The organism is Listeria sp. ILCC796, from assembly GCF_900186175.1.
GTDB lineage: Bacteria > Bacillota > Bacilli > Lactobacillales > Listeriaceae > Listeria > Listeria goaensis.
Genome location: NZ_FYBV01000002.1, coordinates 252,513 through 264,775, shown reverse-complemented (window position 1 = coordinate 264,775; position 12,263 = coordinate 252,513). Strand labels below are relative to the sequence as shown.

General features: G+C 37.5%; 12 protein-coding genes and 1 other annotated feature. Of the genes, 10 read left to right on the top strand and 2 right to left on the bottom strand.

What is annotated here, in order from left to right:
- Nucleotides 1-86 precede the first annotated feature (86 nt).
- From fabF to CFS04_RS03965, 3 genes are all read left to right on the top strand, one after another.
- Nucleotides 87-1,328 carry a beta-ketoacyl-ACP synthase II gene (gene fabF, locus CFS04_RS03975; protein WP_088809318.1) on the top strand — a complete coding sequence of 414 codons (1,242 nt, stop codon included), beginning with the start codon at nt 87-89 and terminating at the stop codon, nt 1,326-1,328.
- A 114-nt stretch (nt 1,329-1,442) separates the two neighbouring features.
- Complete coding sequence (locus CFS04_RS03970; protein ID WP_088809317.1) at nt 1,443-1,883, top strand: MarR family winged helix-turn-helix transcriptional regulator; 441 nt, start codon at nt 1,443-1,445, stop codon at nt 1,881-1,883.
- A gap of 11 nt (nt 1,884-1,894) precedes the next feature.
- A complete protein-coding gene (locus CFS04_RS03965; protein ID WP_088809316.1) occupies nt 1,895-2,311 on the top strand; it encodes an organic hydroperoxide resistance protein in 417 nt (138 codons plus the stop codon).
- Nucleotides 2,312-2,352: 41 nt separating this feature from the next.
- On the opposite strand, the gene trpS is transcribed toward CFS04_RS03965, so the two are convergent.
- Both trpS and CFS04_RS03955 read right to left on the bottom strand, forming a co-directional pair.
- Nucleotides 2,353-3,345: a tryptophan--tRNA ligase gene (trpS, locus tag CFS04_RS03960; RefSeq protein ID WP_088809315.1), complete on the bottom strand. Its 993-nt coding sequence runs from the start codon at nt 3,343-3,345 to the stop codon at nt 2,353-2,355.
- Nucleotides 3,346-3,416: 71 nt separating this feature from the next.
- Nucleotides 3,417-3,627, bottom strand: a binding site (T-box leader).
- A 46-nt stretch (nt 3,628-3,673) separates the two neighbouring features.
- Nucleotides 3,674-4,021: a DUF3899 domain-containing protein gene (locus CFS04_RS03955; protein ID WP_088809314.1), complete on the bottom strand. Its 348-nt coding sequence runs from the start codon at nt 4,019-4,021 to the stop codon at nt 3,674-3,676.
- 636 nt (nt 4,022-4,657) lie between these two features.
- Here CFS04_RS03955 and CFS04_RS03950 point away from each other — a divergent pair.
- The 7 genes from CFS04_RS03950 (at nt 4,658) to mecA (ending at nt 12,160) form a co-directional block, all read left to right on the top strand.
- On the top strand, nt 4,658-6,337 hold the full coding sequence (locus tag CFS04_RS03950; protein ID WP_088809313.1) for a peptide ABC transporter substrate-binding protein: 1,680 nt from the start codon (nt 4,658-4,660) through the stop codon (nt 6,335-6,337).
- A gap of 237 nt (nt 6,338-6,574) precedes the next feature.
- Nucleotides 6,575-7,504: an oligopeptide ABC transporter permease gene (gene opp3b / locus CFS04_RS03945; RefSeq protein WP_088809312.1), complete on the top strand. Its 930-nt coding sequence runs from the start codon at nt 6,575-6,577 to the stop codon at nt 7,502-7,504.
- Nucleotides 7,504-8,535, top strand: coding sequence for an oligopeptide ABC transporter permease (gene opp3C / locus CFS04_RS03940; RefSeq protein WP_088809311.1), 1,032 nt, complete (start codon nt 7,504-7,506; stop codon nt 8,533-8,535). The genes opp3b and opp3C overlap by 1 nt, the downstream gene beginning before the upstream one ends.
- Nucleotides 8,536-8,552: 17 nt before the next feature.
- Nucleotides 8,553-9,632: an ABC transporter ATP-binding protein gene (locus CFS04_RS03935; protein ID WP_088809310.1), complete on the top strand. Its 1,080-nt coding sequence runs from the start codon at nt 8,553-8,555 to the stop codon at nt 9,630-9,632.
- Nucleotides 9,625-10,581, top strand: coding sequence for an ABC transporter ATP-binding protein (locus tag CFS04_RS03930; RefSeq protein ID WP_240310315.1), 957 nt, complete (start codon nt 9,625-9,627; stop codon nt 10,579-10,581). The genes CFS04_RS03935 and CFS04_RS03930 overlap by 8 nt, the downstream gene beginning before the upstream one ends.
- Before the next feature lie 336 nt (nt 10,582-10,917).
- On the top strand, nt 10,918-11,313 hold the full coding sequence (gene spxA, locus CFS04_RS03925; protein WP_007474633.1) for a transcriptional regulator SpxA: 396 nt from the start codon (nt 10,918-10,920) through the stop codon (nt 11,311-11,313).
- A 190-nt stretch (nt 11,314-11,503) separates the two neighbouring features.
- Complete coding sequence (gene mecA, locus CFS04_RS03920; RefSeq protein WP_088809308.1) at nt 11,504-12,160, top strand: adaptor protein MecA; 657 nt, start codon at nt 11,504-11,506, stop codon at nt 12,158-12,160.
- Nucleotides 12,161-12,263: the final 103 nt, after the last annotated feature.

Here is a 12,263-nt window from a genome sequence, read left to right as displayed (position 1 = left end):
ATTTTGAAGCAACAAATATTAAGGATGACTCCTGTCAGTTGACAGAAGTTGTTTTTTCATGAGCCCAAAGACAAGGAGATGAGTACATGGAAAGAAGAAGAGTAGTCGTTACTGGTATTGGAGCAGTTACACCACTTGGAAATGATGCAGAAACTTCTTGGGAAAACGCGAAAAATGGTGTTAACGGTGTTAAAGAATTAACGCGTTTAAATCCTGATGATTTCCCAGTGAAAATTGCTGCTGAATTAAAGGACTTCGATGTTGAAAAATATATCGAGAAAAAAGAAGCTCGTAAGATGGATCGTTTCACTCACTATGCAATTGCAGGTGCAGAAATGGCATTAAACGACGCTGATTTTAAAATTGATGATTCCAATGCTGAGCGTGTAGGCGTTTGGATTGGTTCTGGTATCGGCGGAATGGAAACTTTTGAAACACAATATGATACGTATATTAATCGTGGTCTTCGCCGAGTTAGCCCATTCTTTGTTCCAATGATGATTCCAGACATGGCTTCTGGTCAAGTATCAATCCGTTTTGGTGCCAAAGGAATTAATACCGCAACGGTGACGGCTTGTGCAACAGGCACAAACTCAATTGGTGATGCTTTCAAAGTGATTGAACGTGGCGATGCCGACGTGATGATTACAGGTGGAAGTGAAGCACCAATTACAAAAATGGCGCTCGCTGGCTTTTGTGCTAATAAAGCTTTGTCGCTAAATCCAGACCCTGAAACAGCTTGCCGTCCATTTGATAAAGACCGCGATGGCTTTATTATCGGTGAAGGTGCAGGAATTGTTATTTTAGAAGAGTATGAACACGCTAAAGCACGTGGCGCTAAAATTTATGCAGAAGTTGTTGGCTACGGTTCAACAAGTGATGCGCATCATATTACAGCACCAGCTCCAAACGGCGAAGGTGCAGCACGTTCGATGAAACAAGCTTTAAACGATGCTGGATTAGAGCCGGAAAGTGTAGACTATATTAATGCACACGGAACAAGTACAGGTTATAACGATGAATTCGAAACAGCTGCAGTTAAAACGGTTTTTGGCGACCATGCTTATAAGTTAGCTGTTAGTTCAACAAAATCTATGACAGGGCACACATTAGGCGCATCTGGCGGAATTGAAGCCATTTTCTCTGTTCTAACGATTCGCGATAGTGTGATTCCACCAACGATCCATCTTGAAAATCCAGATGAGCTTTGCGATCTTGACTACGTGCCAAATGTTGCGCGGAAGCAAGATGTAAAAGTGGCAATGTCCAATTCATTTGGTTTCGGCGGACATAATGCGACGCTAGTATTTAAAAAATTTGAGGCGTGATGATAAAGGACTTGAACAATATTGTTCAAGTCCTTTTTTTTGAGCAAACAATTCGCTTTTTGTTAAAATATTGCTTACAATTAAATTGCGAACAATATAAAAGGAGATGATTTTATGGAAACAAATCATCGATTACTAGATGAGCAGCTATGTTTTGCAATTTATAACGTCCAGCGCAACTTCACAAAATACTACCGGAAAGCGCTCAGTCCCTTCCAGCTAACCTACCCACAGTACATCGTTTTGCTCGCCCTCTGGGAACAAGACGCACAGAGCGTAATGGAACTTGGCGCACAGCTAGATTTAGATAGCGGAACACTGACCCCTTTGCTTAAAAGAATGGAACAAGATGGGCTAGTCCTCCGGAACCGCAAGCAAAGCGACGAGCGTGTCGTCATCATCTCTTTGACGGAAAAGGGTAGCCAATTGGAAGGCGCAGTTATTGGCGCAGTGAATGCATGCATTCAGCAATTGTTTTCTGGGCAAGTTGGGCATACAAATTTACTTGCAGATGTGAAAAACTTGAATGAGACACTTAAAAGTTATTTAATTTAGGAGGAGAAAAAATGAAAAAATTATATGAAACAACGGTTGTTAATACAGGTGGCAGAAGCGGGGAAGTGCATTCAGAGGACAATGTCTTTTTCTTTGATATTTCGGCGCCGAAGGAACTTGGTGGCGACGGAGGCGGTGGCACAAATCCAGAACAGCTATTTGCCGCCGGATATAGCTCTTGCTTTAATAGCGCGCTGGAACTTGTTATGGGAAAAGCAGGCGTAACAGGCAAAAGCGAAGTAACCGCAACAGTTTCCCTATATAACGATCCAGAAGACAACGGATTTAAAGTTGGTGTGGATTTGGTAGCACATATCGACGGCGTGGACGAAGCGACTGCCAAAGAGTTGATTGAAAAAGCCCACCAAGTTTGTCCGTACAGCAAAGCAACACGCGGCAACATCGATGTTACGCTGCAAATTGTATAAGCAAGAAGCCAAAATCAAAAAATTGATTTTGGCTTCTTTTTTTAACGGCGTTTGCGGCCGAGTCCAATGGCATTTTCCATTTTTTTAAGGGTCTTATTAGCAACAAAACGGGCTTTTTCAGCACCTTCATCAAGAATTCTATCCAATTCATCAGATTGCAGAAAGTCTTCGTAGCGCGTTTGAATCGGCTCTAATTCCTGAACAACAAATTCGGCAAGGTCAGATTTAAAATCGCCATAGCCTTTCCCCGCGTATTTTTCTTCGATGGTAGAAACCGTTTCGCCCGTTAAAGCAGAATAAATGGAGAGTAAGTTAGAAATACCAGGCTTACTTTCCTTGTCATATTGCACGACACCAGATGAATCGGTGACCGCACTCTTGATTTTCTTCCTAATCGTGCTTGGAGGATCTAACAAATAGATGGCACTTTTAATATTTTCATCGGATTTACTCATTTTTTTCGTTGGTTCCTGTAAAGACATCACGCGCGCGCCTTGTTTTGGAACGAAAATATCGGGCACTTTAAAGATTTCGTTATGTTTTTTGTTAAAGCGATCCGCTAAATCACGCGTTAATTCAATGTGCTGCTTTTGGTCGTCACCAACCGGAACAAGATCGGTTTGATAGAGTAAAATATCGGCAGCCATTAGCGGCGGATAAGTTAGTAGTCCTGCGCTGACACCAGCTTTCCCAGCAGACTTATCTTTAAATTGGGTCATTCGCTCCAGCTCGCCAATGTACACATTACATTGCAAAATCCATGCAGCTTGCGCGTGCGCCGGAACTTCTGATTGAATAAATAAGGTCGCTTTCTCTGGGTCTAAACCAACCGCTAAATACAGTGCGGCCAAGCTTCTAATTTGCTTTCTAAGTTTTAAGCGGTCTTGAGGCACCGTAATGGCGTGCTCGTCAACAATACAGTAGTAGCAGTCATATTCGTCTTGGAAGCTACCAAACTGTTTTAATGCGCCGATATAATTCCCAAGTGTTAAATCACCACTCGGTTGAATACCAGAAAAAATAACTTTTTTCATCCTGTTTTCCTCCTAAAATTAATATGCGATCGAGAGAACATAAAAACCGCCCGTCTCTAGCAAAAAATTCTGCTAGGGACGAACGGTTTGTCCGCGGTACCACCCTAATTGCTTTAAAAAGCACTCATAAGATAACGGTCTTAAGCCGCCACTTGCTACTAAAAGTTCACAAGCAGTTCTCGGGAAGCCCATTCCATTTTGTTCTATACTTGTTTCCACCAAACACAAGCTCTCTATAAATAGTTTACACAAAATGTACTATTTTCCCTCTAACGCATCAGTTATAGTAATGACATTTTACCAAGAAATGGAATAAGCTGTCAAACTCTTACATATAATAAAACAGCATAACAAGAAAACTTGAAGCAAGCACAATGAGAGAACTAATCAAAATATCGAGATACGGAATCCCGACAAGTTCCGAGAGCATCATATCCGAAAACTCGTTATCTTCTTCGCCTTTAAATTTCCGGGACACTTTACGAAAACCGTCGTGTACGCGGTCAAGAAAGCCAGAGCGCATAATATAAACGATAAGACCTATTATGAAGACGCTAAAACCAACATAAAAGGAAAGGTCAATATACTGCAGGAGCGTAAAATGTTGCTGAAAAAGCATTATAATTAGAATAAGAACTTCTTGAATAACCGTATAGATGATTAATCGTTTTAACAAATGCATGTCACCTCGCGTTTTTGATTCTTGTATTACTTTAGCATAAAAAAAGAAGGTAGACGAATTTTAATTGTTTAGCAAATATGACGACAGATTATTCGGACAATTGTAGATATTTAGTAATAAATGAGTGAGTGACTGGCTTTCTGATGATGTAATGAAATGTTACAATTTTTTATTTTGAAAAATCCCATTATATCAACCTTTTTATTAATGATTCATAAATTAAATTTATTTTTTAGTCTTTTTATATAGACAAGAGCAAAAAAAAAGTATATAAATAAATATAATCCTAAAATTATTCGGGATTAACATCACTTTTTGTTAGTATTTTAGTTTTGCTTGTTTTTTGATAGACAAATTCCGAATTCAAGGCAAAAGTAGTTTGACTAAACTAGATTTATTTTCTGAAAACTTAATCAATGGTGTTTCGTCTTTCAAATCAATGTACTAAACGTATGTATTATTTGTCAGACTTTTCATATTCTTTAGCCATTGTGAGAATTTTTTTGAAATTTATCACTTTTAGCCTTGATTTGAAATATTTGGTTAAATCAATTTACAAAGCTTAAAAAACTGAGGTATAATAACAAGTGAAACAATTTTTCAGAAAAATAAAAAAGGGAGGTATATTTAGTGAAAAAATCTAAATTATTTTTAGCTCTTGGATTGACACTTGTACTGAGCTTAGTCTTAGTAGCATGTGGAGGAGGAAATGATTCTTCGTCCGACGATAAAAAAGGCTCAGGTGATGGTAAAGCATCAGGGGAACAAGTTCTTAACTTGTCAGAATCAGCATTAATTCCTTCTGCTGATAGTTCAAAAGCAGATGACCAAGTTGGTTTAAATGTACTTAACCAAACAAATGAAGGTCTATATGCGCTTGACAAAGATGGTATTCCTGCAATTGCTGGAGCCGCTGAAGAACCAAAAGTTAGTGATGACAAAACAGTCTATACCTTCAAATTACGTGACGATGCAAAATGGTCTAACGGTGACCCTGTTACAGCCAAAGATTATGTCTTTGCTTGGCAACGTGCGGTTAACCCAGACACAGCTGCAACGTATTCTTACTTATTCTCCGCTATCAAAAATGGTGAAGAAATTGTAGCAGGTAAGATGAAACCTGAAGAATTAGGGATTAAAGCAGTAGATGATAAAACTCTTGAAATTACATTATCTAAACCAGCTGCTTACATTAATTCATTATTCGCATTCCCAACATTCTTCCCATTAAATGAGAAGTTTGTAACGGAAAAAGGCGAAAAATATGCTCAAAACAGTGATAATATTTTATATAACGGTCCTTTCGTATTGAAAGATTGGACAGGAACGAATAAAAAATGGACTTACGTTAAAAACGATAACTACTGGGATAGAGACGCTGTGAAATTGAAACAAATCAATGTTCAAGTTGTTCAAGACGCAGGAACTAACTTAAATCTTTATAACACTGGTAAAATTGACCGCGCGCTTCTAAGTGCTGAATATTCTGCCCAAAATAAAGATAATAAAGACTACACTGTAGTTAATGATTCTTCAACTTTCTACATTAAATTTAACCAAGAACGCAAAGGGAAGAAAACTCCACTTGCAAATAAAAACATTCGTAAAGCAATTGCACTTGCAATTGATAAAGAAGCGTATGTAAATACTGTACTTCAAAATGGTTCTAAACCAGCTAACAACTTAGTGCCACCAGATTTCACATTTGATCCAGGTAACAAAGAAGACTATGTGAAAGAATCTGGCGCACACTTAGAATACAATAAAGAAGAAGCTCAAAAAGCTTGGAAACAAGGTTTGAAAGAGCTAGGAGTAAGTAACCTTACTTTAGAATTTACAAGTGATGATACTGAAAATGCTAAAAAATCTTCTGAATTTATTCAAAACCAATTAGAAACTAACCTTGATGGTTTGAAAGTGAACCTTAAAAATGTACCATTCAAGATTCGCTTGCAAAACGACCAAAACCAAGATTATGATGTTTCTATGAGTGGTTGGGGTCCTGACTATCAAGATCCATCTACTTTCTTAGATTTATTCCAAACAGGTGGCGCTCAAAACAGAATGAGCTACTCTAATCCTGATTATGATAAAATCTTAGAAGATGCAGCTGTGACTTATGCGGCTGAACCACAAAAACGTTGGGATGAAATGGTTAAAGCAGAGCAAATCTTGCTTACAGATGATGTAGCGATTTCGCCACTTTACCACCGTTCAAATGCATACTTGCAACAATCTTATATTAAGGATTTACAAAAAAATCCATTTGGTCCTGACTATACGTACAAAAATACGTATTTGACTAAATAAGTTTTTAAGAAATGCTTGACTTGAGAGAGAGTATATTTCGATATACTCTCTCATTTTGCTGATGTTTTGCGAGATGCAACAAAACGCTTTAACGTCATATTTAAATTTGGAAAAAGTAGGTTTTGAGAAAATTACTTGATTAACATATGTAATGAAATAAAATAAAGGCTCTAAGCATATGGCGAATTTTTGAAAACCTTTAACACATAAAAATAAATTTGGGAGGTGTAGAGATAGATGGCAAAATATACGTTAAAACGCGTTTTCTACATGTTAATAACACTCTTCATTATTGCTTCGGTTACATTCTTCCTAATGAAGCTTTTGCCGGGTACACCGTATCGTAATCAGGAAAAACTATCTGATGAGCAAATTCATATTATGAATGAGAAATACGGTTTAAATGATCCGGTGCCTGTTCAATATTTTAATTATATGACAGGTTTAGTAAAAGGGGATTTAGGGGTATCTTTCCAACTTGACAATCGTCCTGTATCTGAAATTCTAGGCGCGCTTATTGGTCCATCCATCACACTCGCACTAGAAGCAATGGTTTTTGGTCTTTTCTTTGGTATTATTTTAGGAGTTATCGCCGCCATGTATCAGAATAGGTGGCCTGACTATACCAGTACCTTCATTGCGATACTAGGAAAATCGATTCCTTCTTTCGTCTTCGCTACAGTCCTGCAATACTGGATTGGAGCAAAATTACAATGGTTGCCTGTAGCTGGGTGGGGGACTTTTGCAGAATCTATTTTACCAGCATTTGCGCTTGCAATGTTTCCACTTGCAACAGCAGCACGTTTCATGAGAACTGAATTAATTGATGTATTTGCATCTGACTATATTTTGCTTGCCAAAGCAAAAGGGAACAGTCGACCTGAAATAGCAGTGAAACATGCTATTCGAAATGCACTTATTCCGCTTATTACTGTTATAGGACCATTGTCTGTTGCGCTGATGACAGGTTCACTTGTAATTGAAAATATTTATGGGATTCCTGGGATTGGTAGCCAATTTGTAATGTCTATACAAACGAATGATTATCCGGTAATTATGGGAACTACTTTACTATTTGCTGTGATGTTAATACTAGTCATTCTTATTGTAGATATTTTATATGGACTAATTGATCCTCGAATTCGTGTGTCTGGAGGGAAAAAATAATGGCAGAAAAAATTGCAAAAGAAATGTTCCAGCCAGTGCAAATTAAAGATGCTGAAGCAGAAAAAATTTCACGCCCAAGTTTGACTTTCCTTCAAGACTCATGGATACGCGTACGGAAAAATAAAGCTGCTTTAGTTTCAATCATAGTATTAGGGGTTATCGTTTTGATGGCTATTTTTGGGCAATATATGTCACCAAATCTAGGTCCTAAAAATAGTGTTAACTACCAAAATAATCAATATGCAAGTTTACCTCCGAAAGTACCTGGTTTTGAGAATATGCCTTTTTGGAATGGTAAACAGAATATTGGTGGTACAGAAGTAGATGTTTATCAACAAAAAAATGTTGAAGAAGGCACATACTATTGGTTAGGAAGTGATACATTAGGTCGTGACCAATTTGCTCGTATTTGGGCTGGGACACGAGTTTCACTTATTATTGCTGTTGTTGCGGCACTATGTGACTTGGTTGTCGGCGTTGCATACGGACTTATTTCCGGGTATAAAGGTGGCAGAGTTGATAGTATCATGCAAAGAATACTGGAAGTACTCTCCGCTATTCCTAATTTAGTGGTTGTTATTTTGATGATTTTAGTACTGAAAGCTGGTATGGTTTCAATAATTATCGCCATTGCGATGACGAGTTGGATAACGATGGCCAGGGTTGTTAGGGGACAAGTTTTAAAACTGAAAGACCAAGAATTTGTTCTGGCATCCTTAACTCTAGGTGAATCTGTTCCTAAGATTCTAAGCAAGCATCTTTTACCTAACGTAGCAGGTGTTGTTATCATTAACGTTATGTTTAGTATTCCAAGTGCGATATTCTTTGAAGCTTTCTTAAGTTTTATCGGTTTAGGTTTACCTGCGCCGACAGCTTCACTTGGAACATTAATTAATGACGGGTATAAAACCCTTCAAGTATTGCCGTATATGGTTTTATATCCATCGATTGTATTATGTATTATTATGATTGCATTTAACTTAGTAGCTGACGGACTTCGCGATGCGTTCGATCCGAAAATGCGGGACTAAAGGAGAGGTGAGGAAAAATGGAAAAACTATTAGAAGTTAAAGATTTACACATTTCCTTCCACACTTATGCCGGCGAAGTCCAAGCCATTCGTGGAGTGAATTTTGATCTTCATAAAGGTGAAACTCTTGCTATTGTGGGAGAATCAGGTTCTGGGAAATCAGTTACGACAAAAGCAGTTATGAGGTTGCTTCCTGAAAGTAACTCTAGCATAAAATCCGGTCAAATTTTATTTGATGGGAAGGACTTGGCGACAGCGTCTGAAAAGCAAATGCAAAAGATTCGTGGTAAAGATATCTCGATGATTTTCCAAGATCCGATGACGTCGCTTAATCCAACAATGCCGATTTGGAAGCAAATTGCGGAACCGCTTATTAAGCATCAGAAAATTAGTAAGACAGAAGCGCGTAAAACGGCACTTCGCTTACTTCAACTGGTAGGAATTCCAAACGCTGAGGAACGCGTTAAGCAGTATCCGCACCAATTTTCCGGAGGGATGCGCCAACGTGTTGTTATTGCCATTTCACTCGCGTGTAACCCGCAGATTTTAATCGCGGATGAGCCTACGACAGCACTAGACGTAACAATCCAAGCTCAAATTTTAGACCTAATGAAAGATCTTCAACAAAAAATTGATACATCTATCATTTTCATTACGCATGACCTTGGTGTAGTAGCGAATGTGGCGGATAGAGTTGCTGTTATGTATGCAGGGAAAATTGTTGAAATTGGGACGGTAGATGAAATTTTCTATAACCCGCAACACCCGTATACATGGGGCTTGATTAGTTCAATGCCAACGCTTGATACAGATGATGAGGAATTATATGTTATTCCGGGAACTCCTCCTGATTTATTAAAACCGCCAAAAGGTGATGCGTTCGCTGCGCGTAACCAATATGCGATGGCGATAGATTTGGAAGAGCAACCGCCGATGTTTAAAGTATCCGATACGCATTATGCGGCGACTTGGTTACTTCATCCGGATGCGCCTGAAGTAACGCCTCCAGATGCTGTATTAAGACGTCAAGAACAATTTGCGAAGGAACATCCTGGTATGCAAGCTGTTCATGCGAAGGGGGTCGAACAAGGTGAGTGAACGCGAAAAATTACTTGAAATCCACAATTTAAAACAATACTTCAATGAAGGCAAAGCGAATGAAGTTCGTGCTGTGGACGATATTTCTTTTGATATTTATAAAGGTGAAACACTGGGCCTTGTAGGTGAATCAGGCTGTGGGAAATCAACGACTGGTCGTACCATTATTCGTTTGTATGACGCAACAGGTGGCGAAGTTTTATACAACGGTAAAAATGTTCATGCAAAAAAATCTCGTAAAGAGATGCATGAATTTCGTCGTAAAATGCAAATGATTTTCCAAGATCCTTATGCGTCTTTAAATCCGCGTATGAAAGTGCGTGATATTATTGCAGAGGGAATTAATATTCATGATCTTGCAAGTTCTCCAGCTGACGCTGATGAACAAGTTTATAAGTTGCTTGAAACAGTTGGTTTGAGCAAAGAACATGCTGGCCGTTATCCACATGAGTTCTCAGGTGGACAAAGACAACGTATTGGAATTGCTCGAGCACTTGCTGTTCAACCAGAATTTATCATTGCAGATGAACCGATTTCAGCACTTGATGTTTCTATTCAAGCTCAAGTAGTCAATCTTTTGAAGGAATTGCAAAAAGATAAGGGACTAACGTATCTCTTTATTGCACATGACCTTTCAATGGTAAAATATATTAGTGATCGTATTGGTGTCATGTATTTTGGGAAATTAGTTGAGTTAGCTCCAGCTAATGATTTGTACCGTGCACCGCTACATCCTTATACGGAGTCGCTTTTATCTGCTATTCCACTTCCAGACCCGAATTATGAACGTACTCGTGTGCGTAAAGCATATGATCCAACGATGCATAATTATAAAGACGGTGAAGAATTGAAAATGCGTGAAGTTGCTGAGGGACATTTTGTTTATTGTTCGGAAGCGGAACTTGAGTCTTATAAAGAGAAGCATGCTAGCTTGATAGCTAGTGTATAAATAAGTAAAAGAGTTCTAGCATTTTGCTAGAATTCTTTTGTTTAATGAGAAATATTGATAGTGAATTCTCATTGAATTTTAATAAATCTGAGGAAATTTTCATGTGATTCTAGTTTAAACCAAGTATAGTAAGGGTACATACTAAGAGCGACTTACTAAAAAACATTTCTACATATTTGTTATAATTTTTTCGAAAATAGTATATAGAATTTCACAAGTTTAGTGTATAATGGAAATGTAAGTTCTTATATTGCTATTTTCAAAATAGAGAAATGAATTAGCGATTCGTTTGTGAATGAAACAAAATTAAAACCGATTAAGGAGTGTGAATGTCTAATGGTAACGTTATACACTTCACCTAGTTGCACATCTTGCCGTAAAGCACGTGCATGGTTAGAAGAACATGAAATCCCTTATAAAGAAAGAAATATTTTTTCTGAACCACTGAGTTTAGATGAAATAAAAGAAATCCTCCGTATGACGGAAGATGGAACAGATGAAATTATTTCAACACGTTCTAAAACATTCCAGAAACTAAACGTTGACTTGGACAGTTTACCTCTACAAGAGTTGTTTGAGTTAATTCAAAAGAATCCGGGTTTGCTTAGACGCCCGATTATTATTGATGAGAAGCGTTTACAAGTTGGTTACAATGAAGATGAAATTCGTCGTTTTTTACCAAGAAAAGTAAGAACTTATCAACTTCGAGAAGCACAAAAAATGGTTAACTAAACTGATTATATTAGGGTTGTTGAATGAATTTTTGTTCAGCAACTTTTTTTCTTGCTTATTTTTGGATTTTCGGCTAATATTATAAGACTACCAGTAAATAATGGTGGTATAAAATGCAGTTTTGAGCTAAAATATAAGTAAAGTAGTACCCTTCATTGTCAATGACTAATTTGGAAGGGAGAGTGTGACGATGGAAATTGAACGAATTAACGAAGATACAATCAAGTTTTATATTTCTTATCTTGATTTAGAAGAGCGTGGTTTTAATCAGGAAGATGTCTGGTATGACCGTGAGAAAAGTGAAGAACTTTTCTGGGAAATGATGGACGAGCTGAAATATGAAGAAGAGTTCTCTCCGGAAGGTCCGCTCTGGATTCAAGTACAAGCGCTAAAACATGGCTTAGAAGTATTTGTTACAAAAGCAAGTATTTCTGGTAAAGGTGAGGGAAATTTAAACCTCAGTGTAACACAGGGCGATGAATTGGCGGAAGAACGAATTGAAAAAATGCTGGAGGAAAATTTTAATCCAGTTAAAAAGGATAATTCAAATACTGAAGATACGTTAGAGTTTATTTTAGAATTTAATGATTTTGAAGATTTGATTACAATGAGCCAAGCAACTGGGCTTGAACATGTAACGACAAAATTATTTTCATACAAGGACAACTATTATTTGTATGTTGAGTTTCCTGAAGTAGAAATTAACGAAAAAAACATTGACAATGTTGTAAGTATTTTACTTGAGTATGGTTTGGAATCAAGCTTGACAGGTTATATTCTTGAAGAATATGGCAATCTAGTCTTGGATACGCCTGCTTTAGAACAAATTAAGAAACATTTTAATTAGAAACGATGAAAGACTTATTTCCGCTGATTGTGGAATAGGTCTTTTTTTATGCAAGAATTTTTTTGATTAAAGAAGGATTTTGAGATTACACGGCGAATTTAAA

Coding starts and splice junctions, on each gene's coding strand:
- fabF (WP_088809318.1), top strand. CDS start 87: ATGGAAAGAAGAAGAGTAGTCGTTACTGGTATTGGAGCAGTTACACCA.
- CFS04_RS03970 (WP_088809317.1), top strand. CDS start 1,443: ATGGAAACAAATCATCGATTACTAGATGAGCAGCTATGTTTTGCAATT.
- mecA (WP_088809308.1), top strand. CDS start 11,504: ATGGAAATTGAACGAATTAACGAAGATACAATCAAGTTTTATATTTCT.
- trpS (WP_088809315.1), bottom strand. CDS start 3,345: ATGAAAAAAGTTATTTTTTCTGGTATTCAACCGAGTGGTGATTTAACA.
- opp3b (WP_088809312.1), top strand. CDS start 6,575: ATGGCAAAATATACGTTAAAACGCGTTTTCTACATGTTAATAACACTC.
- opp3C (WP_088809311.1), top strand. CDS start 7,504: ATGGCAGAAAAAATTGCAAAAGAAATGTTCCAGCCAGTGCAAATTAAA.
- spxA (WP_007474633.1), top strand. CDS start 10,918: ATGGTAACGTTATACACTTCACCTAGTTGCACATCTTGCCGTAAAGCA.
- CFS04_RS03965 (WP_088809316.1), top strand. CDS start 1,895: ATGAAAAAATTATATGAAACAACGGTTGTTAATACAGGTGGCAGAAGC.
- CFS04_RS03935 (WP_088809310.1), top strand. CDS start 8,553: ATGGAAAAACTATTAGAAGTTAAAGATTTACACATTTCCTTCCACACT.